We start from the raw sequence: 22783 nt of genomic DNA on the forward strand, positions 1-22783 counted from the left end.
GGGAGCGTGGCTTGCCCGCGAAGACATTCGACTTGGCAACACACGTATCGACACCCTTCGAACACTTTCCAATCGCCCACAAAAAAGGCCGTTTTTGTATAAAAACGGCCTTTGCGAAGTAGTTAAAGACCGGCGAAAAACACTTAAGTTCCACCAAAAAAACAGTAACTTATAGAATTGTGCTCAAGTCGTGTTACTCGTCGGATTTCGATTGTCACAACCATCACACAGCCTCAGGATCGCGCCGTCATCCCCTTGAGGTTCCTCTATGAAGTTCTCCTCGATTCTCTTGTTGTCCCTTGGCCTGGTCAGTGGCTTCGCTTCTGCAGGCGGCACCACCGAAGCGGGTGTGGGCGGCGCATTGGGCGGGGTTCTTGGCTCGGTCGTCGGTCAATCGCTAGGCGGCAATACAGGTTCAACCATTGGTGCGGCCCTGGGCGGCGCGGGTGGTAGCGCAGTCGGCGCAGACAAACGCAGCCGTGGCGAAGCTGCCATTGGTGGTGCGTTGGGCGCAGCAGGTGGTAACGTGGTCGGCCGCAGCATGGGCGGCACCACTGGCAGCCTGATCGGCTCCGCAGCAGGCGGTGGTGCCGGTGGCGCGCTGGGTAACTACATGGGCAGAGAGAGTGATCGCGACGATGATCGTCGTTCCTATCGTCGTGGTTATGACGATGATGATCGTCGCTACTACCGTGGTCACCCGGGTCGCGGCCATGCCTACGGCCATCGCAAGCATAAACATCGCTATCGCGACTGAGGCTTGAATCGCCTCGTTTACCGGTAGATCAAAAAAAATCGCAGCCCTCGGGTTGCGATTTTTTTTGCCCTTCAAACCGCTAGCCGCTCCAATGCCCCACGCAACCCGGCAGGAATCGCCACCGGCTGATTCGACACCCGATCCACGAATACATGCACGAAGCGCCCCGCCGCGCAGGCCTCGTCGTCTCCAGACTTGAACACCGCGAGTTCGTATTGCACCGAGCTGTTGCCCAACTTGCCGACCCGCAGGCCGATCTCGACTCGATCCGGGAAGGCGATGGAAGCAAAGTAGTCGCAGGCCGAACTCACCACAAAACCCACCACCTCGCCGTCATGGATATCCAGACCGCCGACTTCGATCAAATAGGTGTTCACCGCCGTGTCGAAAAAACTGTAGTAGGTGACGTTGTTGACGTGACCGTAGGCGTCATTGTCGTGCCAGCGGGTGGTGATGGGCTGGAAGTGGGGGTAGTCGGTGCGTTGGGGCATCAGAACGTTCCTTTCATGATCGTTCCCACGCTCTGCGTGGGAATGCAGCCCGTGACGCTCTGCGTCACATTCAGGAGCGGACGCAGAGCGTCCATGGAGGCGTTCCCACGCAAAGCGTGGGAACGATCAGCAACTGCGGAGTTTACCGATCCGCAAACCCTTTACCTTGCGCCGCCAACTCACCAATCAACCGCGCCGGCGCCCACTGATCACCCTGACGGGTCTCCAGGGCCAGCAACCGCAGATGAATATCTTCCAACCCTTGCTGATCCGCCCAAGCCATCGGCCCGCCCTTGTCTGCCGGGAAGCCATAACCGTTGAGGTACACCAAATCGATGTCGTGCGCCGACGTCGCAATGCCTTCCTGAAGAATCTTCGCCCCTTCGTTGACCAGCGCCAGCAAACAACGCTCCAGAACCTCTTCAGGGCCGATCTCGCGACGCTGGAACCCTAACCCCTCGCTAACTTCCAGAACTAGCGCATCGACTTCCAGATCGTGCTCAGCCTGGCGACTGCCCGGTTCGTAGTGGTAATACCCGTCACCACTCTTCTGACCGAAACGCCCGAGCTCGCACAGGCGGTTGTCCACCTGAACCTCCGGCGCATCCTGACCTTTGCCAGCCAGCTCCCGAGCGCGCCATTCCAGGTCAATGCCGACCACGTCGTACATACGAAACGGCCCCATGGCGAAACCGAAACCTTGCAGCGCCGCATCCACCTGATAAGGCAAGGCACCCTCCAGCAGCATCTTGCGCGCTTCAAGCACGTACGGATGCAGCATGCGGTTGCCGATGAAACCATGGCAGTTGCCCGACACCACGCTGACCTTGCCCATGCGCTTGCCCAGCGCCAGCGCCGCATCAAGCACCGCCGGCGCCGTCTGGGCTCCGCGCACGATCTCCAACAATTTCATGATGTGCGCCGGGCTGAAGAAATGCAGGCCCAGGACCTGCTGCGGACGGCGAGTGGCAGCAGCAATCGCGTCGATGTCCAGCGCCGAGGTATTGCTGGCCAGAATCGCTTCAGGCTTCATCAGGCCATCAAGTTCGCGGAAGATTTTCTGCTTCAACTCGAGGTTTTCGTAGACCGCTTCGATGACCAGATCAACATCGCGGATCGCTGCGTAATCGGCAGCCGCCGTCACCCGTGCAATGCGCGCATCCGCCTCTGCCTGATCAATCCGCCCCTGACGCACGTGGTGGGCGTAAGTCTCAGCCACACTGGTCAGCGCCTGCTCAAGCATCTGCGGATTGTTGTCGACCCATTGCACCGGCACCCCGGCGTTGGCCAGGCACATGACAATGCCGCGGCCCATGGTTCCCGCGCCGATCACGGCGGCGCGCTGAATATCGAACGGTGTCTGGCTCATGGTTGTTCTCTTTTTAGCGATCCAAAGACAGTCCTCACCATAGTCAGGCGCCGGGCTTTTTTGAAATTTATTCCTGTGATGAGCGACATTCAGCGGATGGATGTGCGTTCAAAAGCACTGATATCCCTGTGGGAGCGAGCAAGCCCGCTCACACATTGACGGTGTTTCAACCTGGCAGGTGCGCTTGAGCCCAGTCGCGCACGTCGCCATACGGATAATCCTCCAACGCCGCAAACCCCGGAATCGCCCGAGCCTTGAGCTTGGTAAACAGCGGCACACTGATCCCACATAGAAATCTTGTTACGCGCTCAGCCGAAGGGATGTTGCCCGTGTGCAGCTCGTGCCTGTGGATAAAATCACCACACAGCGCCTCGAAATTTTTATCCACAAGCGCTGGCAATTCCGGCGGTGCCGGCAATCGCGCCACATGACCGTGACACACCGAGCAATGCCCACACTGCCGGGGCGCGTTTTCGTCGCCGAAGTACTCGGCCAGGCGGTAACCCAGACAGTGGTCAGTGGCGAACAGATCCAGCATGGCGTGAATCCGTGCGATCTCGGTGTGCTCGTGCTGGGTGAAGTAGGCGTGCAATTCAGCGCTCAGGGTTCGGGAATCAAAGTCCGCTTGCTGCAGACTGTAGACTTCCGTCATCTGCTTGCTTTCAAGCTCCACCCAGCCCTTCTCCTGGAAATAATCCAGCGCCTTGACCACCCGACTGCGCTCGGCCTGATGCTGTTCATACAACGCATCGAAATTCACCGTGGCCCACGTACGCGCACGGCTGGAGGTTTGGATGATCGCCGAGACGAAGTCCTTTCGCTCACCTTCAAATCGGGCCAGCAAAGCCTCAGGCTCCTGCAAATACTTGAAGCGGTACTCGGCGTAATAGGCATAACGCGGTGCGATTATTGCGCGCAGCTCCAGCTGTACCAGCAAGGTCTTGAGCGGTAACTGGCGAATGTTGCTCTGATCGGCCAAAGGCCCCAGCAGAAACTCCCACTGTCCCTCTGGCACGGCGGCTTGCAACTCCTCGAGCACGCAACGAATGCCGTCCCGTTCCGGCGTGTCGCCGTAGACGAAGTTTTCCAGCACGTTGAGGCTGTCGCGGTTGGCCAGCACCAGGCAATCGGACGGTTGACCGTCACGTCCGGCGCGACCGATTTCCTGGCTGTAGTTTTCGATGGATTTGGGCAGATCGAAATGCACCACGTTGCGGATATCGCTTTTATCGATGCCCATGCCAAAGGCGATGGTCGCAACGATGCAATTGGACTGCCCGCCCATGAATCGCTTCTGTATCGCTTCCCGCTGCTCATGGGGCAAACCGGCGTGATAGGCCTCGGCCTGAATGCCGTTGCGTTCCAGATGTTCGGCGATATGCTCAGCGGTTTTCTGCAGGGTGACGTAGACGATACTCGGCTGGCCGGGACGCTGGCTCATCCACTCGACAAGGCGTCGGCGCTTGTCCTGGCCGCGTACCGGTTCCACCAACAGATTGAGGTTGGGCCGGTAGAAACCGGTGGTCACCACATCCTCGGGGGCGATGGCGAATTTGGCCTCCATGTCGGCGATCACCTTGGGTGTCGCGGTGGCGGTCAGCAGCAGGGCCTGAGGGATGTTGAACTGACGCTGATAGTCCGGCAGCTTGAGGTAATCGGGGCGGAAGTTGTGACCCCATTCAGAGATGCAGTGGGCCTCGTCCACCACCAGCAGCGAGATGGGCACCTGCTGCAAAAAGTGGCGGAAGCGCTCGTTCTTCAGACGCTCCACGGAAATCATCAAAATCTTCAGTTCGCCGGACTTTGCCCGGGCCATCACATCGCTGGCGTCATCGCGGCTCTGGGCCGAATCTATGCTGCCCGCCGCAATGCCGTGGCGCTGCAAGAACGCCAATTGATCCTGCATCAGCGCCAGCAAAGGCGATACCACCAACGTCAGGTGCGGCAGCAACAAGGCCGGCAACTGATAGCACAGGGATTTGCCCGAACCGGTGGGAAAAATCGCCGCCGCCGAGCGCCCGGCCAACACAGCACTGACCGCCGCCTCTTGGCCGGGCCGAAACTGTGGATAACCGAAAACCTGTTCCAGGGTGTTGTGCATAAGCTGTCACTCCGTTGACCGCTGCGAAGCCCAAAGCCTAGCCGGCGAACGCAGCGAGTCGAGAAAAGGTCGGGGGCAAAAACGATACGGGATGATACAGCGGATAGTCGGGAGGATGATCGTTCCCATGCTCTGCGTGGGAATGCCTCAAGGGACGCTCCGCGTTCCAGCCGTTGAATGCGATGCAGAGCGTCACGGGCTGCATTCCCACGCAGGAGCGTGGGAACGATCAATCAACCACCAGCGAACTCAAGGCCTCAACACCGCCACCCGCAACTGCTCATCCAGCGCCTGCTCATGAAACACCTGGCTCTTGCTCGCCCAAACCGCGTAAGCCGGGCTGATTTCGCCAGTGAACGCCGCCGCCAACTGACGCAAATCCGCGACACTTCGCACACGGGGGCAAAAGGGTTCACCGTCACAGTTCTGGCTGGCGTTGCGGTAGGTAATCAGCAACCGATCCCACAAACCCTCACGCACTTGCCTGACCGACTTGAGCTTCACAGCCTGCACACCCAGTCGCTGTTTCAAACCCTGTTCATCCAGCGCTTCGCTGGCCAACAGCGCCTTGCCCACCATCAACACCTCGGCGCGGGACGCAGTGTCGACGTCTGCCTGAGTGGTCAACGCCTGTGGCCAACCGGTGCGGTCCATGTTGGCGAGGGCTAGCGAATGAACGACGTCGGCAGCGTCCGCCACCCGACAAACACCCGCCCACAACAATAAAATCGAGGCTATACGTAGCCATTGCATACCTAATTCCCTTTAAGAGTCGACTCAGACGCTTCGAAACGTCCTACAAATTCTGGCGCGCACCATACAGAGCTTTGATGCGTTAAGCCTGACAGGCCCGTAGGAATATCGACCGCCAAAGGAAAAGCTTAAAAAATAGTCGGAGTATGCGTAGGCAAAGGGCGACATCGACGGTAAACCCCCTACAAATCCTGTCCATTTGCGCCACCTTGCGACGCCTCGCCCTGGCCCTCTATAGTCTTCGACGCGGCTGAAAACATTGTGTCGGCCTGCCGGCGAGACTGCCCGACTTCCCACAGGACTGACTTTGATGAACACGTTCCACTCGTTAACAGACCGCTATCGCCCGCTCAAAACCAGCTACAGCGACACCCCCGTGCTGCTCATCGACACCGAAGCCGATCCCCACGAAATCCTCGACGCCGCCCGACAACGCATCCGCGCCGCCGGCGACCTGCTGGAAACGCTTTATTGCCTGTGCTTCAAACAGGCCGACGTGAAAGACATCCCCAACATCGTCACCGCGCTGTACCTGCTGACACAGGACGGCAACGAACTGCTCGAAATTGCCCGGCAACGTCTGCCGAGTACCACAGCGGTTTGAGCGAGCCTGCTCGCGATGAACGATAACGCGGTGTGCCTGATGAAAAACGCAGACAAAGTGGCCTACGAGGCATGGTTCAGAGCACAAGTACAAGCCAGCCTCGACGACCCTCGCCCCAGCATTCCAAATGATGAAGCCAAACGCCTGATGGCAATCAAACGGGACAAATTGCTGAAGCGATGAGTCTGTAAGCAACGCCCTATCACAGCTTCATCCCGGTCCTACAACCGAAGACACCTTGTCGCCTATCGCTGCCCGGTGGCTCAAACCTATAGTCGTGACTGTCGCTGCCAAATCAGCGGCTCGGGCTTGGTCACCCGATGGAATACATAAACGCGTCCGTTGTATGCTGCCGGCACCTCAAGTGTCTGCACGCTATATGGTGGCTGTGTTTGGGACGCCTTAGGCGTGCCGGTCTTATGTATTCCTCCGGTTGACCAACCCGAACACAGTCCGCCTCCATCGCTTGGTCACGATGGTGGTGCTTCCATCTGATGCTTTGGGAATACATAAAATGAATACATGGAATCCGCTCACCAACGATCGTTACCTTCCGCTGCAAACCAACCTCACCGATTCCCTGCCCCTGATCATCGACACAGAGGCCAACCCGCAAGACATCCTCGAAGCCGCCCTCCAGCGCATCCGAGCCTCCAGCGACCTCCTCAAAACCCTGCACTGCATTTGCTTCAAACACGGCGACATAGAAGACATCCCCCACATCACCCACGCGCTCTTCTTGCTGACCCAGGACGGCTGCGACCTGCTTCAAGTCGCCCAGCAACGCATGATGAGCTGGAAAGCACCGGCCTGACGCTGAGTGAAGATCGTTCCCACGCTCCGCGTGGGAATGCCTCTACGGACGCTCCGCGTTCGGCTCTTGGGACACCGAGCGCCGAAAGCCGTCATCGAACACTGGAGATGATCATGAGCAAGTTTTTTGATGAGCTAATGGAAAGCGTGCAACAGATGAACGAAATCATCCGCGGTGGGAGTGAGCCTTCTCGCAAACTCCATGTTGATGCGTTGCAAGTCCAGGAAATTCGTAAGGCTACCGATCTGACTCAGGCCAAGTTCGCAGCGTTGATCGACGTCCAACTCGACGTAAAGTCAGGCTTAATCAGTCTCACCGATATACACCCAACGGTAGATGCACCATGAACCTCGCCCCCAACTTCCCCGATGACCACGCCATGCACCTGCTCATGCAGCTGCTGCACGAAGAACTCGGCCTGCCCGAACGCAAAACCATCAGCCTCACCACCTCGATCAACTTCGACCTGGGCTGCGACGGCGCCGATGCGCGGCACCTGATGGAAGTGCTGGAAGAACAGTTCGCCATCGACTTCATCGACTACGACGCGTATCGCTACTTTCAGCCTGAAGGGTTTGATGTGTTTCTCAAGCGCCGCGCGAAGGGTCGTGGCGACAAAGTCCCGCTGACCATTGGCATGCTCTACCAAGCAGTCAAGAAGCAACGGTGGGACACGCAGGAAGTGGAAGAGGTCTAGCAGATCAGCGCAACAGAAGTGGCATTATTCTGGCTGTTTTGCGTGTTTACTGCGGGAATATTGCCAGTTACGCCTCAAGGGAACTGAATCAGCACCCATAAAAAAGCCGCCCTCAAAGGGCGGCTTTCTCTTACCTCAAACCACTACCGATTCTTACAACTTCGGCCCAGCAGCCTTGATCGCGTCGCTCACGTCGAACTTCTTGAAGTTCTCAACAAACAACCCAGCCAGTGCTTTCGCGGCTTCATCATAAGCAGCCTTGTCAGCCCAGGTATTACGTGGGTTCAACAGGCCAGTCTCAACGCCCGGCACAACCAACGGAACGTCCAGGTTGATGGTGTCCAGGTGCTCAGTCTCAGCACCGATCAACGCGCCGCTCTGGATCGCTGCGATTACGCCACGAGTGGTCGGGATGTTGAAGCGTTTGCCGACGCCGTAGCCGCCGCCGGTCCAGCCGGTGTTGACCAGGTAGACCTTGGAGCCGAAGCCGCGGATGCGTTTGATCAGCAGTTCGGCGTATTCGCCAGCCGGACGCGGGAAGAACGGTGCGCCGAAGCAGGTGGAGAAGGTCGACTTGATGCCGCTGCCGGAACCCATTTCGGTCGAGCCCACCAGTGCGGTGTAGCCGGACAGGAAGTGGTAAGCGGCTTGTTCTTCATTGAGGATCGACACTGGCGGCAGCACGCCGGTCAGGTCGCAGGTCAGGAAGATCACTGCGTTCGGCTCGCCACCGAGGTTCTTCTCGGAACGCTTGGCAACGTGCTCAAGCGGGTAGGCGGCGCGACTGTTCTGGGTCAGGCTGACATCGGTGTAGTCGGCGTGCTTGGCGTCGTCGATAACGACGTTTTCCAAGACTGCGCCGTGCTTGATGGCTTTCCAGATGACCGGCTCGTTCTTCTCGGACAGGTCGATGCACTTGGCATAGCAACCGCCTTCGATGTTGAACACCACGCCCTCGCCCCAGCCGTGTTCGTCGTCACCGATCAGGTAACGGCTTTCGTCGGCGGACAGGGTGGTCTTGCCGGTGCCGGACAAACCGAAGAACAGGGTCACGTCGCCCGCTTCGCCGATGTTGGCGGCACAGTGCATTGGCAACACGTCGGCGGCCGGCAGCAGGAAGTTCTGCACCGAGAACATGGCTTTCTTCATTTCACCGGCGTAGCGCATGCCGGCGAGCAGCACTTTCTTCTGGGCGAAGTTGATGATCACGCAGCCGTCGGAATTGGTGCCGTCACGCTCAGGCACGCACTCGAAGTTGGCGACGTTAAGGACTTGCCATTCTTCACGGCCAGCCGGGTTGTACTGGGCCGGGTTGATGAACAGGCAACGACCGAACAGGTTCTGCCAGGCAGTCTGGGTGGTCATTTTCACGGGCAGGTAATGCTCTTCAGCCGAACCTACGTGGACATGGGAGACGAAATGCTCTTGCGCGTTGTTGAAGGCCTCGACGCGAGCCCACAAGGCATCGAACTTGTCGGCCGGGAACTTGCGGTTGATCGGGCCCCAGGCAATGGCGTCCTGGGTGGTCGGCTCTTCAACGATGAAACGATCGACTGGCGAACGGCCGGTACGGTGACCGGTGCGAACAACCAGCGCGCCGGTATCGGCAAGCTCGCCTTCACCGCGATTCAGGGCTTCTTTAACCAGATCATCAACACTCAGATCGGTGTACACGGCGTTATTGGCTTGCGTCATGAGGTTCCCCGTCGGCCAGTGGCCGAGTGCTCCAAACGTTTTGTAGTAGAAAGTCGTGCACTACTACCGCGAAAAAAGTGGGCCGGATTATGCCAGAAAAGCCCAAAAAGTGTAGGGCCCTCCCGTCAGAACGGCGTTATTCCGGCGTTAAGCAGTGAATTTACCTGCACTGAAACGTTTTAGTGACGGGTATCTGACGGCGTATCGACCCCTGCACCGGCGAATAATTGAGTGATATCGGCCGCGTCGAACAGGTAACGTTCGTTGCAAAACTGGCAATCGACCTCGATGCTGCCGCCATGTTCGACGACCAGCTGCTGCGCATCTTCCAGTCCCAGACTGACCAGCGCATTGCCCGAGCGTTCCCGGGAGCAACTGCAATGGAAGCGCAGTTTCTGCACATCGAACAGACGCACTTGTTCTTCGTGGTACAGGCGATGGAGCACGGTTTCGTTGTCCAGGCTCAGCAATTCGTCGGCGGTCAGGGTGCTGGCCAGGGCGGTGATGTGCTGCCAACTGGCGGCGCGATCTTCTTCATCCTTCAGACGGTCGGCAGGCAATTGCTGCAACAGCAGGCCACGGGCACGACGGCCGTCGGCGTACAACTTGAAGCGGGTGCCAACCTGCTGCGACATGACGAAATAGTTGGTGAAGCAATCGGACAGGGTTTCACCGTCGAGATCGACAATGCCCTGATAACGCTGGCCTTGAGTCGGGTCGACAGTCAGCGCCAACACGCCATTGGGCATCAGGTCGGCGAGCGTCGCATCGGGCGCGATCTGCTCGGCGTCGTAGCGGGCCAGGCCGCGAATTTCGCGCTCGCTGGAGCACTCGATCATCAGCATCGGCACCGGGCCTTCGGAACGGGCCTGAAGAATCAGCAAGCCATCGAACTTCAAGGTGCCTACCAGCAACGCTGCAGCCGCCATCAGCTCGCCCAGCAGTTGCGCGACCGGCTCCGGATAGGTGTGTTTGGCGAGGACTTCGGCATAGCTACGCTCCAATGCCACCAGTTCGCCGCGGGTGTCGCTGTCATCGAAGATGAAGCGTTGGGTGTAGTCGGTATCCGGTAGATCGGTCATAGGTCTGGGTATCTGAAGTGGTGACAAAAAAGGTTACAAAAAATGAAACACGCCGTAGCAGCACTTTTGGGGGTGAGCTTAGCCATAGCGGCATTTTATGAACAATTCGGGGTTGTTCCAAGCAAGGTCAAACCTCGGTTTTCGACGAGCGGTGCTTTCACCTGCGAAATGCGCCGTTGGCGAATATCCCCCATATGGCTGCACAGGCAGGCGATTACAAGTCTGCGCCCGACGGCCGTCACTACTCGTCGTTGCTGCTGCCGCGAAACTTGAACAAATCCCGGCGCTGTTTCTTGCTCGGTTTGCCGTCGGTGCTCACACCCAACGCCCCGGCCTTGCGCATGGCCGCAGCCGCTTCACGTTTGGCGATGCTGGCTTCGGTTTCGGCATACAGCGCCTGGGCCTCTGGCGCGCCACGACGCACGATTGACAGCGCCTGGACTACCACCGTGCGCTCTTCGAAGCCGGTGCGAATCTGAAACTCATCGCCGACCCTCGGCTCCTTGCCTGGCTTGCAGCGCTCGCCCCGGCAATGCACCTTGCCACTCTCAATCGCGGCCTTGGCCAAGGCACGTGTTTTATAAAAACGCGCGGCCCACAACCATTTATCGAGACGGACCTTGTCGTCCTCTTCGCTTTTTTGTGCCATTGGATGACCTCATTCTGAAATATCAATGAACTGTACTACCGTTTCTGTCGTGCCATGAATCATCACGCTGTGGATTAGAATGCAGGCATTCCCCGCAATTGAGGGATGGAAATCCGGGCCGTAGATATCTGTCGCCTTTTACCCATTATTCTGCGTGAATACCGCGAATTCGGCCGCACGCGGTCTGAGCGGTTTTTGCCGGTTGAGCACTTTTGAAGACATTTGACCATTTGACCGTTATCGGTCTGCGCGAGTGGGTGGCGCTCCCGGATTTGGGAGTCGCGGGCCTTCGGGCAAAAATCGACACCGGCGCCAGCACCTCCAGCCTGCACGCAACCGACATCGAGCCGTTTGAGCGCGACGGCGAACAGTGGGTGCGCTTCACTGCGCACCTGGGCACGGTGGTGCAACTGCGGCATCGGCGCTGCGAAGCCCCGCTGGTAACGAGGAAAACCATTAAAAGCTCCAATGGCCATGCGCAGATGCGCTATGTGGTCAGCACCACCCTGGCCCTCGGTGATCGGGTCTGGCGGGTCGAGTTCACCCTCGCCTGCCGCAAGTCCATGCGTTATCGCCTGTTACTCGGTTCCAAAGCCTTGATCGACGGCCAGTTGGTGGTCAATCCGGGCATCAAATATGTACAAGACAAGCCGGTGTTCCCGGTATCTACCCTCTCCACAGGTGTTGCATGAAGATCGCTGTGCTGTCGCGGAACCCGCGTCTGTATTCCACCCGTCGTCTGGTCGAAGCCGGTATAGAGCGTGGCCATGAAATGGTGGTGATCGACACCCTGCGCGCCTACATGAACATTGCCAGCCACAAGCCGCAGATCCACTACCGCGGCAAACCGCTGGAGGGTTTCGATGCAGTGATCCCGCGGATCGGCGCATCGGTCACGTTTTATGGCTGCGCGGTGCTGCGCCAGTTCGAAATGATGGGGGTGTTTCCGCTCAATGAATCGGTGGCCATCGCCCGTTCGCGAGACAAACTGCGTTCCCTGCAATTGTTGTCGCGCCGGGGGATCGGTTTGCCGGTCACCGGTTTTGCCCACTCCCCGGATGACATTCCCGACTTGATCGAGATGGTCAACGGCGCGCCGCTGGTGATCAAGGTGCTGGAAGGCACCCAGGGCATCGGCGTGGTGCTGTGTGAAACGGCCACGGCGGCGGAGTCAGTGATCGAGGCCTTCATGGGCCTGAAGCAGAACATCATGGTTCAGGAATACATCAAGGAAGCCGGCGGCGCGGACATCCGTTGTTTCGTGGTGGGCGACAAGGTGATCGCGGCGATGAAGCGCCAGGCCAAGCCAGGGGAGTTTCGCTCCAATCTGCATCGCGGTGGCAGTGCGAGCCTGATCAAGATTACCCCGGAAGAGCGCATGACCGCGTTGCGTGCAGCGAAGGTCATGGGTTTGGCGGTGGCGGGTGTGGATATCCTGCGCTCCAATCATGGACCGCTGGTGATGGAAGTGAACTCGTCGCCGGGGCTGGAGGGGATCGAAACCACCACCGGGAAGAACGTGGCCGGGATCATCATTGAGCACTTGGAGAAAAATGGCGGGCCGAATATGACTCGGACCAAAGGCAAGGGTTAAACCCTGAAATTTATGGCGGCTGGAAGGCCGCCTTCGCGGGCAAGCCCGCTCCCACAGGATTCAGGTGATCCCTGTGGGAGCGGGCTTGCCCGCGAAGGGGCCACCAACCCCAGCGTAAGGGCCAGCCTTTAAACCGCGTCTCTAGGCAGCATCAACCCAAGCGGTAACCGTACTCGCGCTTCCAGCCCACCACCGGACCGGTTGCGCAGCTCGACATTCCCGCCATGCATCGAAGCGATCCGCTTCACGATTGCCAACCCCAACCCGGTCCCCTTCCCGCCCCGGGCCCGATCGCCACGGGTGAACGGGTTGAAGATCGCCTCCAGCTCCGACGGATCAATCCCCGCGCCACGGTCCATGACACTCAGCACCACATACGGCGCGCTGGTATCCCCGGACACATAAGCCGCCACTTCCACTCCACTGCCGGCGTGATGCAGCGCATTGCCGATCAGGTTGTTCAGCAGTCGCTTCATCGACACCCGACGCAACGGGAACGGCTGGATCGGTTCCAGGCGCAAGTGCACTTTCTCTTCGTTCTGGTTGTACGGCGCGGCGACTTCGCGAACCAGATCGATCAGGTCAACCTCTTCCACCGACTCGTCACGACCGTCGCGAATGAACGCCAGGAACTGATCCAGAATCGCGTCCATGTCTTCGATGTCGCGGATCATGTCGTCTGTCAGGTCACTGTGATCGCCCATCAGTTCCAGGGACAGTCGCAATCGGGTCAGTGGCGTGCGCAGGTCGTGGGAGACCCCGGCCAGCATCAGCTCACGCTCACGACCGGCCTGTTCGACGTCTTCAGCCATCTGGTTGAAGGCGCGATAAACCTCAGTCATTTCGCTCGGTGTGTCGCTGATCGGCAGGCGCACGCTGCGGCCCTGACCGAGTTGCCTTGCGGCATAGACCAGACGTTTCAACGGTTGATTGAGCTGGCTGACGAAGATCCACGCCGAGGCGGTGGACAGCAGGCCAATGGCGAGGAACCAGCCGAGCACGTTCCAGATTTTCTGGCCACGTAATGGATGCGGGTACAGCGGCACTTTCAGCCAGCCATCGCCCAGACTGGGCGCCCGGACCCACAGCGCCGGCGGCGAATGCATGCGTAATCGCACCTCGGTGTCGGCACCCAGTTCAGCCTGCATTTGCCGCTGGTAGATCTCGCTGTAAGGCCAGTGCTGTTCGCCTTCCGGCACACCGGCACCCACCACCCGGATCAGGGTCGCGGCATCGGCGATTTTGGTGCGGTTTTCTTCATCGGCGGCCCAATAGGCGCGCAGCGTCAGGGCGACGCCGTGGCTGTATTGGCGATCCACCAGCACATCTTCGTTCATCAACAGATAAACCAGGGTCAGCGCCTTGGAGAACAGGACGACGATCAGCACCAGCCACAGGGTGCGGGAGAAGAAGCTCTGAGGGAACCAAACAGGGGTTTTCATGGGTAACCGCTACACACTTGCAGGAGCGAGCATGCTCGCATATTGCGGGTCGCGGGTCTGCGGGAACGGTCATCTGACCCATTACCCGCAAGACCCGCTCCTACAAATCACCGATCACTTCGTGGCGGCGCCATCCGGAACGAACACGTAACCCACGCCCCAGACAGTCTGGATGTAGCGTGGTTTGGACGGATCGGGCTCGATCATCCGGCGCAGACGCGAAATCTGCACGTCGATGGAACGCTCCAAAGCATCCCACTCGCGGCCACGGGCCAGATTCATCAGCTTGTCGCGGGTCAGTGGTTGACGCGCGTTCATGACCAACGCCTTGAGTACCGCAAACTCACCGGTGGTGAGCATGTGCACTTCGTCGCCGCGTTTGAGCTCGCGGGTGGCCAGGGACAGTTCGTAGTCACCGAAGGTCACGCTTTCGTCTTCGCTGCCCGGGGCGCCCGGCACCGGTGCCGCCTGACGACGCAGAACCGCCTTGACCCGAGCCATCAGCTCGTCCGGGTTGAACGGCTTGGCCAGGTAATCGTCGGCGCCCAGTTCCAGGCCCTTGATGCGGCTAAGCTCATCACCCTTGGCGGTCAGCATGATGATCGGAATCTGATTGTTCGCCGTGCGCAGGCGACGGCAAGCGGTCAGGCCGTCTTCGCCGGGCAGCATCAGGTCGAGGACGACCAGGTTGAACACTTCACGCGCCAGCAGGCGATCCATTTGTTCAGTGTTCGGGACGGCGCGGGCACGGTAGCCCTTACTGACGAAAAAGCGTTCCAGCAGGCTGCTCAGCCCAGGATCGTCGTCAACAATAAGAATTTTTTCGCCTTCAGCAATGTTTGCAGTGCTGCTCATTGGATGCTCCTTTGATCTCGGCGCGCATTATGGCGTAGCTGCCGTTATACGCACCGTGTGCATTGTTAGCAGATTTTTCCTTCACCGCCAGAAAACCGGGCATTGTGCCTGCAACCAGCGATGCCCCCGAATGGACAGAACGCTGGTTATAATGCGCGGCCTTTTGTGTCAGGCAACGTCTGATCGTTACTGTAAGCAGCCGCTTTTTTTTCATGGCGCTGGCAGTAATTGTTCGATTTCACGGGTCAACGGGAAGCCTGTTGGCTCAGGTAGCGGCGCACGCCAGGCCGCTCAACCAGACTCGCCGAGCCCTTATCTCTGCGCCTGCGAGCCTGCTTTCACAATTTGTCAGGTGGTTTTATGGACAGCATCAACAGCCGCATCGCCGAGGAACTCGGTGTACGCCCACAACAGGTCGAAGCGGCCGTCGCGCTACTCGATGAAGGCTCTACCGTTCCCTTCATCGCCCGCTACCGGAAAGAAGTGACCGGCAGCCTCGATGACATCCAGTTGCGTCATCTGGAAGAGCGTCTGCGCTACCTGCGAGAACTCGACGAACGGCGGATCAGCATCCTCGCCAGCATTCAAGAACAGGGCAAACTGACCCCGCAACTTGAGCGCGACATCAAACTCGCCGACACCAAGACCCGTCTCGAAGACTTGTACCTGCCGTACAAGCAGAAGCGCCGCACCAAGGGCCAGATCGCCCTGGAAGCCGGTCTCGGCGAGCTGGCCGACGGCCTGTTCAACGACCCGAGCCTGAACCCTGAAGCCGAAGCCGCGCGCTTCATCGACGCCGAAAAAGGCGTGGCCGATGTGAAAGCCGCCCTTGAAGGCGCCAAGTACATCCTCATGGAGCGTTTCGCCGAAGACGCCGGCCTGCTGGACAAGTTGCGCAACTATCTCAAGCAGGAAGCCACCCTCAGTGCCCGCGTGATCGCCGGCAAGGAAGAGGAAGGCGCCAAGTTCCGCGACTATTTCGAACACGACGAACCGCTGAAAAGCATGCCATCGCACCGCGCGCTGGCGATTTTCCGTGGCCGTAACGAAGGCATTCTGAGTTCCGCGCTGAAAGTCGGCGAGGAACTGCCGGGCACCATGCACCCGTGCGAAGGCATGATCGGCCAGCAATTCGGCATCCAGAACCAGAACCGTGCCGCCGACAAATGGCTGGGCGAAGTGGTGCGCTGGACCTGGAAGGTCAAGCTCTACACCCACCTGGAAACCGACCTGCTGGGCGAGCTGCGCGATGGCGCGGAAACCGAAGCGATCAACGTTTTCGCACACAACCTGCACGACTTGCTGCTCTCGGCTCCGGCCGGCCCGCGTGCCACCTTGGGCCTCGACCCGGGCCTGCGCACCGGTTGCAAGGTCGCCGTGGTCGATGCCACCGGCAAACTGCTGGATCACGCCACGGTTTACCCTCACGTGCCGCACAACAAGTGGGACCAGACCATCGCGATTCTGGCTGCCCTGTGCGCCAAGCATTCGGTGGACCTGATCGCCATCGGCAACGGCACCGCCAGCCGTGAAACCGACAAGCTCGCTGCTGAACTGATCAAAAAATACCCAGCCATGAAGATGACCAAAGTCATGGTCTCCGAGGCCGGAGCATCGGTGTACTCAGCGTCGGAACTGGCCTCCAAGGAATTCCCGGACCTCGACGTGTCGATCCGTGGCGCGGTGTCGATTGCCCGTCGCCTGCAGGATCCGCTGGCCGAGTTGGTGAAGATCGATCCGAAATCCATCGGCGTCGGCCAGTACCAGCACGACGTGTCGCAGCTGAAACTGGCGCGCGGCCTGGACGCCGTTGTCGAAGACTGCGTGAACGCCGTGGGCGTCGACGTCAACACCGCCTCCGTGGCGCTGCTGGCGCGTATCTCCGGCCTCAATGCGACCTTGGCGCAGAACATCGTCAGCCACCGCGACGAGCACGGCGCCTTCAAAACCCGTGCGGCGCTGAAAAAAGTCGCGCGTCTGGGTGAAAAAACCTTTGAACAGGCCGCCGGTTTCCTGCGCGTGATGAATGGCGACAACCCATTGGATTCGTCCGCGGTCCACCCGGAAGCCTATCCGCTGGTGCAACGCATTGCCGCTGAAACCGACCGCGACATTCGCTCGCTGATTGGTGACGCCGCGTTCCTCAAGCGCCTGGATCCGAAGAAGTACACCGACGAAACCTTTGGTCTGCCGACGGTCACCGACATCCTGCAAGAGCTGGAAAAGCCCGGCCGCGACCCGCGTCCCGAGTTCAAGACCGCCGAGTTCCAGGAAGGCGTCGAAGACCTCAAGGACTTGCAACTGGGGATGATCCTCGAAGGCGTGGTCACCAACGTGACCAACTTCGGTGCCTTCGTCGACATCGGCGTGCATCAGGACGGTCTGGTACACATCTCCGCGCTGTCGGAGAAGTTCATCAAGGATCCGCGTGAAGCGGTGAAGGCGGGTGATGTGGTCAAGGTGAAGGTCATGGAAGTCGACATCCCGCGCAAACGCGTTGGCCTGTCGATGCGCATGAGCGATACCCCGGGCGAGAAAATCGACGGTGCCCGTGGCGCGCGTCCGGGTTCGGCACCACGCCAATCCCAGAACAGCGCACCGCGCAAGGAAACCACGACGGCAGCCCCGGCCAACAACGCCATGGCCTCGCTGTTCGCTAACGCCAAACAGTTGAAAAAACGCTGATGGAAATCCCGGCCGGCTTGACCGAAAGCGCGTTTTTCAAGCTGCTGGGGTGTCGCTTGCACAGTCTGGAAACCGGGGTGGCGCAAGTCGCCCTGGCACTGGAGCCAGAACTGCGTAATCGCGGCGGCAAGCTGCACGGCGGGGCCCTGTTCAGTCTGGTCGACATTGCCATGGGGCTGGCCTGTTCCAGCACCCACGGCTTTGACCAGCAGAGCGCAACCATCGAGTGCAAGATCAACTACATCCGCGCCGTCGCCGACGGTGAAGTGATGTGCACGGCACGGGTGATCCACCCGGGCCGCCGCACGCTGGTGGTCGAAGCCGACGTGATGCAAGGCGACAAACTCGTCGCAAAAGCACAAGGCACGTTCGCTGTCCTGTAGCTAGAAGCCATCAATTTGAGTTAATTTCAACGCAAAGCAACCTGTGGGAGCTGCGGTGCGACGATTCGACTTGCCCGCGATGGCGGTGTGTCAGACGACATAAACGGTGACTGACACTCCCACATCGCGGGCAAGTCGAATCGTCGCACCGCCGCTTCCACAGGGATCGTGCAGTTCTTGAATAATCGGCATATGGCCTGTCAGGCCCGAAAACCAGGCGAAAACGCCAGTTTCAACTTCACCCTTGTAGACCGTCTTGCCCACCCCCATATTGGGGCGACTGACGCGTGAAGGAATCCAACTTGAGCGAACTTCTCAACCGCCGCCTGGCTCTGCTCGGCGAGCGCGCTAACCTCTCTCTGCTCGAACAGTGCCTTCACGGCATCGAACGTGAATGCCTGCGCGTGACAGGCGAAGGGCGCCTGGCGCAAACGCCGCACCCTGAAGCATTGGGTTCCGCGCTGACCAATGAACAAATCACCACCGACTATTCCGAGTCGCTGCTGGAGTTCATCACGCCCGCCCTGCCAGACCCGGCGGATACGCTGGCGAGCCTGGACAAAATTCACCGGTTTGCCTACAGCAAGCTCGGCAATGAGTACCTGTGGAGCCCATCGATGCCGTGCCCGTTGCCGGCCGAGGAAGACATCCCGATCGCTTATTACGGCACCTCCAACATCGGTCAGCTCAAGTACGTCTATCGCAAGGGCCTGGCGCTGCGTTACGGCAAGACCATGCAATGCATCGCCGGGATCCACTACAACTTTTCCCTGCCGGAAAAGCTCTGGCCGCTGCTTAAAGAGGCCGAAGGCTTTGTCGGCACCGATCGCGACTATCAGTCGTCGGCCTACATCGCGCTGATCCGCAACTTCCGCCGCTACAGCTGGCTGCTGATGTACCTGTTCGGCGCCTCGCCTGCGCTGGACGCCGGTTTCCTGCGTGGTCGCTCGCATCAGCTGGAACAGCTGGACCCGGACACCTTGTATCTGCCGTACGCCACGAGCCTGCGCATGAGCGACCTGGGTTACCAGAGCAACGCTCAGGCCGGTCTGACACCGTGCTACAACGATCTGACCAGCTACACCGACAGCCTGCGCAAAGCCGTGGCCACGCCGTATCCGCCGTACGTCGAGATCGGTACGCACCAGGACGGTGAGTGGGTTCAGCTCAACACCAACATCCTGCAGATCGAAAACGAGTACTACTCCAACATCCGTCCGAAACGTGTGACCTATACCGGCGAACGACCGATCCAGGCGCTGGTGGCCCGTGGCATTCAGTACGTCGAAGTGCGCTGCCTGGACATCAACCCGTTCCTGCCGATGGGCATCGACCTCACCGAGTCGCGGTTCCTTGATGCGTTCCTGTTGTACTGCGCGCTGAACGAAAGCCCGCTGCTGACCAGTACCAGTTGTGGCAACGCGACGTCTAACTTCCTCAGCGTGGTCAAGGAAGGTCGTCGTCCGGGCCTGCAATTGCAACGCGACGGGCACCCGGTAGACCTGAAGGAATGGGCCGGCGAATTGCTGGAAAAAATTGCGCCATTGGCGGCGTTGCTGGATCAAAGCCATGGCGGCGATGCCCACAGCAAGGCACTGGACGCCCAAATGGCCAAGGTCAAGGATTCGTCCCTGACGCCATCGGCTCAGGTGTTGGCGGCGATGGCCGAGCACAAGGAAAGCTTCGCTCAGTTCTCCTTGCGTCAGAGTCAGGTGCATGCGGAATTTTTCCGTAGCGAGCCGCTTTCAGCCGAAGAACAGGCTAGATTTGAAGAGCTGGCGCGTTCGTCGTTGGCTCAGCAGGTGGAGCTGGAACAGAACGAAGTCGGCGATTTTGATGTGTTTGTCGGGGCGTATCAGGCGAGTATTCTGGCGATCAGCAACTAGACTCAGAAGATCCTGCGGACCTTATCGCGGGCAAGCCTCGCTCCGATCGTTCCCACGCTCTGCGTGGTAATGCCTCAAGGGACGCTCCGCGTCCAGGTGACGCGGAGCGTCACCGGCTGCATTCCCACGCGGAGCGTGGGAACGATCGACAACGGCCTCTCTTAGAATTTTCCGCTCATAAGGTAATTCGAAAAAGTTATTTATTTTCGGATTCTTATATCATTTAGTCTCCTTTTCACGCCGACTCTCGGTCGCCTGACAAGGAGCTTCCCGATGAAACTGACTTCCCCTCTTCGCCTTCTGGCCGCCGCGTTTCTGGCTTCGGCGAGTTTCCTGGCTCAGGCGGCAGATGTGACCGTCGCCTACCAGACCACCGTTGACCCGGCCAAAGTCGCCCAAGCCGACGGCACCTACGAAAAAGCCACCAAAGCCAACATCGACTGGCGTAAATTCGACAACGGCGCCGACATCATCGCCGCCATCGCTTCCGGCGATGTGCAAATCGGCTACCTCGGCTCCAGCCCCCTGACGGCGGCAATCACCCGCAAAGTCCCGGTGGAAACCTTCCTCATCGCCACCCAGATTGGCGCCGCCGAAGCGCTGGTCGCGCGCGATGGTTCCGGGATAAAGACTGCGCAAGACCTGATCGGCAAGAAAATCGCCGTACCGTTCGTTTCCACCGGCCACTACAGCCTGCTGGCCGCGCTGAAACACTGGAACATCGACCCATCGAAAGTCACCGTGCTCAACCTCGCACCACCAGCGATCATCGCTGCGTGGAAACGCGGTGATATCGACGCCACCTACGTGTGGGATCCAGCGCTCGGTGTGGCCAAGGAAAACGGCAAAGTGCTGATCACCTCGGGCGAACTGGCCAAGTTTGGCGCACCGACTTTCGATGCCTGGATCGTGCGCAAGGATTTCGCCGAGAAGCACCCGGACATCGTCACCGCGTTCGCCAAGGTGACCCTCGATGCCTACGCTGACTACCGCAAAGACCCAAAAGCCTGGCTCGCCAACCAAAGCAATGTCGACAAACTGGTGAAGCTCTCCGGCGCCAAGGCCAGCGACATTCCATTGCTGCTGCAAGGCAACGTCTTCCCGCTCGCGGCTGATCAGGTGATCACCCTTGGCGCGCCGACCACCAAGGCCATTACCGACACCGCGGTGTTCCTCAAGGAACAGGGCAAGGTCGAGGCCGTGCTGCCGGATTACGCGCCGTACGTCAGCGCCAAGTACATCACCAACTGATCGGGAGTTAACCGCGATGGCTTTGCTACAGCTGGAGCGCATCTGCGCACAGTACCCCGGTGCAGTGGAACCTGTGCTGGCGGATATTTCCCTGAGCCTTGGCCCCCGGCAATTGCTGGTCGCCCTCGGCCCGTCCGGCAGTGGCAAGACCTCGCTGTTGAACCTGATTGCTGGTTTCGTCGAGCCCAGTGCCGGGCGCATCACCCTTGACGGCGTACCGGTCAAAGGCCCGAGTGCCGAGCGCGGCGTGGTGTTCCAGGACGACGCCCTGCTGCCCTGGCAGGACGTGCTGGCCAACGTCGGCTTCGGTCTGGAACTGGCCGGCGCTCCGCGAGAACAACGTGAACAGCGCGCCCGGGAAATGCTCGCATTGGTGGACCTTTCCGGTTTCGAAAACCGCCGAATCTGGCAGCTCTCGGGCGGGCAGAAACAACGTGTCGGCCTCGCTCGCGCCCTCGCCGCAGATCCTCGGGTTTTGCTGATGGACGAACCCTTCGGTGCCCTCGACGCCTTCACCCGCGAACAGATGCAGGAGCTGTTGCTGCAAGTCTGGCAGCGCACCGCCAAACCGGTGTTCCTGATTACCCACGATATTGAAGAAGCGGTGTTCCTCGCCACGGACCTGATTCTGCTGGCGCCCAATCCCGGGCAAATCGTCGAGCGTCTGAGCCTGGACTTTGGTCAGCGTTACGCGGCCGGCGAATCGGCGCGGGCGATCAAATCCGACCCGCGTTTTATTGAAACCCGCGAACACGTGCTCGCCAAAGTGTTCTCCCAACGCAGTGCCGTCCAGCGGCAGGAGCGCGCATGAGCACCTATGAAATTCCCGCCGCAACGGTGAAACCGGGCTCAAAGGTGAAGGGCTCGGCGGTCATTGCGCTGCGTCGCAGTTTGAACACGCGCTGGATCAGTGTACTGACGCTGGTCGCTCTCGTTGCCATTTGGTGGGCCGTCACAGCCACTGGGTTGATCGAACCGCTGTTCCTGCCGCCGCCGTCTGCCGTGCTGCAAAAAGGCTGGCTGCTGGTAACCAGCGGCTACATGGATTCGACCTTGTGGCAGCACCTGGGCGCGAGCCTCAGCCGTATTGGTCTGGGCCTGGGCTTCGCGGTGCTGACCGCCGTGCCGGTGGGCATCGCCATCGGCCACAACCGCATCGCTCGCGGCATTCTTGATCCACTGATCGAGTTCTATCGCCCGATTCCGCCGCTGGCTTATCTGCCGCTGATCGTGATCTGGTGCGGTATCGGTGAGTTGTCCAAAGTGTTGCTGATTTACCTGGCGATCTTCGCCCCGATCGCCATTGCCACTGCCACTGGCGTGCGCACTGTCGACCCGGCGAAATTGCGTGCCGCGCAGTCCTTGGGCGCGACTCGGGCGCAGTTGATTCGGCATGTGATTCTGCCCAGTGCCTTGCCGGACATTTTGACCGGCGTGCGGATTGGTCTGGGTGTGGGTTGGTCGACGCTGGTGGCCGCCGAGTTGATCGCCGCCACCAGCGGCTTGGGCTTTATGGTGCAGTCAGCGGCGCAGTTCCTGGTCACCGATGTGGTGGTGCTGGGGATTCTGGTGATCGCGCTGATCGCCTTCGCCATGGAAATGGGCCTGCGTGCGCTGCAACGCAAACTGGTGCCATGGCACGGCCAGGCTCACTGAGTATTCATGTGGGAGCGAC

23 protein-coding genes are annotated in these 22783 nt (G+C 59.6%); 14 read left to right on the top strand and 9 right to left on the bottom strand.

The genetic code is table 11. The features are described 5' to 3' along the window. The first annotated feature begins 268 nt into the window (after positions 1-268). Positions 269-757: a glycine zipper domain-containing protein gene (locus PSH88_RS28990; protein WP_305424194.1), complete on the top strand. Its 489-nt coding sequence runs from the start codon at positions 269-271 to the stop codon at positions 755-757. A 71-nt stretch (positions 758-828) separates the two neighbouring features. On the opposite strand, the gene PSH88_RS28995 is transcribed toward PSH88_RS28990, so the two are convergent. From PSH88_RS28995 to PSH88_RS29010, 4 genes are all read right to left on the bottom strand, one after another. Then, a complete protein-coding gene (locus PSH88_RS28995; protein ID WP_305424195.1) occupies positions 829-1248 on the bottom strand; it encodes an acyl-CoA thioesterase in 420 nt (139 codons plus the stop codon). 142 nt (positions 1249-1390) lie between these two features. Then, positions 1391-2617, bottom strand: a complete 1227-nt coding sequence (locus PSH88_RS29000; protein WP_305424196.1) for a 3-hydroxyacyl-CoA dehydrogenase — start codon at positions 2615-2617, stop codon at positions 1391-1393. Positions 2618-2783: 166 nt separating this feature from the next. Beyond that, positions 2784-4718: a RecQ family ATP-dependent DNA helicase gene (locus PSH88_RS29005; protein WP_305424197.1), complete on the bottom strand. Its 1935-nt coding sequence runs from the start codon at positions 4716-4718 to the stop codon at positions 2784-2786. A gap of 249 nt (positions 4719-4967) precedes the next feature. Beyond that, entirely contained in the window at positions 4968-5471 is a 504-nt protein-coding gene (locus PSH88_RS29010) for a polysaccharide deacetylase (protein ID WP_305424198.1), read from the bottom strand. 310 nt (positions 5472-5781) lie between these two features. Between PSH88_RS29010 and PSH88_RS29015 the strand changes: the two genes are divergently transcribed. The 5 genes from PSH88_RS29015 (at position 5782) to PSH88_RS29035 (ending at position 7586) form a co-directional block, all read left to right on the top strand. Beyond that, positions 5782-6075, top strand: coding sequence for a hypothetical protein (locus PSH88_RS29015; RefSeq protein WP_305424199.1), 294 nt, complete (start codon positions 5782-5784; stop codon positions 6073-6075). A gap of 15 nt (positions 6076-6090) precedes the next feature. Beyond that, positions 6091-6258, top strand: a complete 168-nt coding sequence (locus tag PSH88_RS29020) for an antitoxin PaaA2 family protein (RefSeq protein ID WP_305424200.1) — start codon at positions 6091-6093, stop codon at positions 6256-6258. 331 nt (positions 6259-6589) lie between these two features. Continuing rightward, positions 6590-6889 (top strand): hypothetical protein, encoded by a 300-nt coding sequence (locus PSH88_RS29025; RefSeq protein WP_305424201.1) that lies wholly within the window; start codon positions 6590-6592, stop codon positions 6887-6889. Positions 6890-7002: 113 nt separating this feature from the next. Next, complete coding sequence (locus PSH88_RS29030; protein WP_305424202.1) at positions 7003-7236, top strand: hypothetical protein; 234 nt, start codon at positions 7003-7005, stop codon at positions 7234-7236. Continuing rightward, a complete protein-coding gene (locus tag PSH88_RS29035) occupies positions 7233-7586 on the top strand; it encodes a DUF1493 family protein (RefSeq protein ID WP_305424203.1) in 354 nt (117 codons plus the stop codon). The genes PSH88_RS29030 and PSH88_RS29035 overlap by 4 nt, the downstream gene beginning before the upstream one ends. Positions 7587-7739: 153 nt before the next feature. Here the strand turns inward: PSH88_RS29035 and PSH88_RS29040 are convergent, their stop codons facing one another. The 3 genes from PSH88_RS29040 to PSH88_RS29050 all read right to left on the bottom strand — a co-directional run bounded on the left by PSH88_RS29040 (position 7740) and on the right by PSH88_RS29050 (position 11012). Continuing rightward, positions 7740-9281, bottom strand: coding sequence for a phosphoenolpyruvate carboxykinase (locus PSH88_RS29040; RefSeq protein WP_305424204.1), 1542 nt, complete (start codon positions 9279-9281; stop codon positions 7740-7742). A gap of 179 nt (positions 9282-9460) precedes the next feature. Beyond that, the gene (gene hslO / locus PSH88_RS29045; protein WP_018929315.1) at positions 9461-10363 is read right to left on the bottom strand and encodes an Hsp33 family molecular chaperone HslO; all 903 of its coding nucleotides are present in this window, start codon (positions 10361-10363) and stop codon (positions 9461-9463) included. 241 nt (positions 10364-10604) lie between these two features. Next, a complete protein-coding gene (locus PSH88_RS29050; RefSeq protein ID WP_305424205.1) occupies positions 10605-11012 on the bottom strand; it encodes an RNA-binding S4 domain-containing protein in 408 nt (135 codons plus the stop codon). Between the two features lie 212 nt (positions 11013-11224). On the opposite strand from PSH88_RS29050, the gene rimB reads away from it, so the two are divergent. After that, entirely contained in the window at positions 11225-11704 is a 480-nt protein-coding gene (gene rimB, locus PSH88_RS29055; RefSeq protein WP_488803598.1) for a retropepsin-like aspartic endopeptidase RimB, read from the top strand. Further along, a complete protein-coding gene (gene rimK / locus PSH88_RS29060) occupies positions 11701-12606 on the top strand; it encodes a 30S ribosomal protein S6--L-glutamate ligase (RefSeq protein WP_007903081.1) in 906 nt (301 codons plus the stop codon). Before rimB ends, rimK begins: the two co-directional genes overlap by 4 nt. Positions 12607-12734: 128 nt before the next feature. On the opposite strand, the gene PSH88_RS29065 is transcribed toward rimK, so the two are convergent. Together PSH88_RS29065 and ompR are read right to left on the bottom strand one after the other, a co-directional pair. Continuing rightward, the gene (locus PSH88_RS29065; protein WP_305424206.1) at positions 12735-14048 is read right to left on the bottom strand and encodes an ATP-binding protein; all 1314 of its coding nucleotides are present in this window, start codon (positions 14046-14048) and stop codon (positions 12735-12737) included. A 114-nt stretch (positions 14049-14162) separates the two neighbouring features. Further along, positions 14163-14903: an osmolarity response regulator transcription factor OmpR gene (gene ompR / locus PSH88_RS29070; protein ID WP_007903084.1), complete on the bottom strand. Its 741-nt coding sequence runs from the start codon at positions 14901-14903 to the stop codon at positions 14163-14165. 360 nt (positions 14904-15263) lie between these two features. Here ompR and PSH88_RS29075 point away from each other — a divergent pair, with 360 nt between their 5' ends. From PSH88_RS29075 to tauC, 6 genes are all read left to right on the top strand, one after another. Then, positions 15264-17588: a Tex family protein gene (locus tag PSH88_RS29075; RefSeq protein ID WP_305424207.1), complete on the top strand. Its 2325-nt coding sequence runs from the start codon at positions 15264-15266 to the stop codon at positions 17586-17588. Then, positions 17588-17971: a PaaI family thioesterase gene (locus PSH88_RS29080; protein WP_008076564.1), complete on the top strand. Its 384-nt coding sequence runs from the start codon at positions 17588-17590 to the stop codon at positions 17969-17971. Before PSH88_RS29075 ends, PSH88_RS29080 begins: the two co-directional genes overlap by 1 nt. A gap of 302 nt (positions 17972-18273) precedes the next feature. Next, positions 18274-19857 carry a glutamate--cysteine ligase gene (gene gshA / locus PSH88_RS29085; protein WP_305483431.1) on the top strand — a complete coding sequence of 528 codons (1584 nt, stop codon included), beginning with the start codon at positions 18274-18276 and terminating at the stop codon, positions 19855-19857. A gap of 273 nt (positions 19858-20130) precedes the next feature. Next, complete coding sequence (gene tauA / locus PSH88_RS29090; RefSeq protein ID WP_305424208.1) at positions 20131-21108, top strand: taurine ABC transporter substrate-binding protein; 978 nt, start codon at positions 20131-20133, stop codon at positions 21106-21108. A gap of 16 nt (positions 21109-21124) precedes the next feature. Next, the gene (tauB, locus tag PSH88_RS29095; protein WP_305424209.1) at positions 21125-21919 is read left to right on the top strand and encodes a taurine ABC transporter ATP-binding subunit; all 795 of its coding nucleotides are present in this window, start codon (positions 21125-21127) and stop codon (positions 21917-21919) included. Beyond that, entirely contained in the window at positions 21916-22764 is an 849-nt protein-coding gene (tauC, locus tag PSH88_RS29100) for a taurine ABC transporter permease TauC (RefSeq protein WP_305424210.1), read from the top strand. The genes tauB and tauC overlap by 4 nt, the downstream gene beginning before the upstream one ends. Positions 22765-22783 lie beyond the last annotated feature (19 nt).

The organism is Pseudomonas wuhanensis, assembly GCF_030687395.1.
Classification (GTDB): Bacteria; Pseudomonadota; Gammaproteobacteria; order Pseudomonadales; family Pseudomonadaceae; genus Aquipseudomonas; species Aquipseudomonas wuhanensis.

Bases quoted from the DNA above. Each gene is read 5' to 3' on its own strand.
- PSH88_RS28990 (WP_305424194.1), top strand. From the start codon at position 269: ATGAAGTTCTCCTCGATTCTCTTGTTGTCCCTTGGCCTGGTCAGTGGC.
- PSH88_RS28995 (WP_305424195.1), bottom strand. From the start codon at position 1,248: ATGCCCCAACGCACCGACTACCCCCACTTCCAGCCCATCACCACCCGC.
- PSH88_RS29000 (WP_305424196.1), bottom strand. From the start codon at position 2,617: ATGAGCCAGACACCGTTCGATATTCAGCGCGCCGCCGTGATCGGCGCG.
- PSH88_RS29005 (WP_305424197.1), bottom strand. From the start codon at position 4,718: ATGCACAACACCCTGGAACAGGTTTTCGGTTATCCACAGTTTCGGCCC.
- PSH88_RS29010 (WP_305424198.1), bottom strand. From the start codon at position 5,471: ATGCAATGGCTACGTATAGCCTCGATTTTATTGTTGTGGGCGGGTGTT.
- PSH88_RS29015 (WP_305424199.1), top strand. From the start codon at position 5,782: ATGAACACGTTCCACTCGTTAACAGACCGCTATCGCCCGCTCAAAACC.
- PSH88_RS29020 (WP_305424200.1), top strand. From the start codon at position 6,091: ATGAACGATAACGCGGTGTGCCTGATGAAAAACGCAGACAAAGTGGCC.
- PSH88_RS29025 (WP_305424201.1), top strand. From the start codon at position 6,590: ATGAATACATGGAATCCGCTCACCAACGATCGTTACCTTCCGCTGCAA.
- PSH88_RS29030 (WP_305424202.1), top strand. From the start codon at position 7,003: ATGAGCAAGTTTTTTGATGAGCTAATGGAAAGCGTGCAACAGATGAAC.
- PSH88_RS29035 (WP_305424203.1), top strand. From the start codon at position 7,233: ATGAACCTCGCCCCCAACTTCCCCGATGACCACGCCATGCACCTGCTC.
- PSH88_RS29040 (WP_305424204.1), bottom strand. From the start codon at position 9,281: ATGACGCAAGCCAATAACGCCGTGTACACCGATCTGAGTGTTGATGAT.
- hslO (WP_018929315.1), bottom strand. From the start codon at position 10,363: ATGACCGATCTACCGGATACCGACTACACCCAACGCTTCATCTTCGAT.
- PSH88_RS29050 (WP_305424205.1), bottom strand. From the start codon at position 11,012: ATGGCACAAAAAAGCGAAGAGGACGACAAGGTCCGTCTCGATAAATGG.
- rimK (WP_007903081.1), top strand. From the start codon at position 11,701: ATGAAGATCGCTGTGCTGTCGCGGAACCCGCGTCTGTATTCCACCCGT.
- PSH88_RS29065 (WP_305424206.1), bottom strand. From the start codon at position 14,048: ATGAAAACCCCTGTTTGGTTCCCTCAGAGCTTCTTCTCCCGCACCCTG.
- ompR (WP_007903084.1), bottom strand. From the start codon at position 14,903: ATGAGCAGCACTGCAAACATTGCTGAAGGCGAAAAAATTCTTATTGTT.
- PSH88_RS29075 (WP_305424207.1), top strand. From the start codon at position 15,264: ATGGACAGCATCAACAGCCGCATCGCCGAGGAACTCGGTGTACGCCCA.
- PSH88_RS29080 (WP_008076564.1), top strand. From the start codon at position 17,588: ATGGAAATCCCGGCCGGCTTGACCGAAAGCGCGTTTTTCAAGCTGCTG.
- tauA (WP_305424208.1), top strand. From the start codon at position 20,131: ATGAAACTGACTTCCCCTCTTCGCCTTCTGGCCGCCGCGTTTCTGGCT.
- tauB (WP_305424209.1), top strand. From the start codon at position 21,125: ATGGCTTTGCTACAGCTGGAGCGCATCTGCGCACAGTACCCCGGTGCA.
- tauC (WP_305424210.1), top strand. From the start codon at position 21,916: ATGAGCACCTATGAAATTCCCGCCGCAACGGTGAAACCGGGCTCAAAG.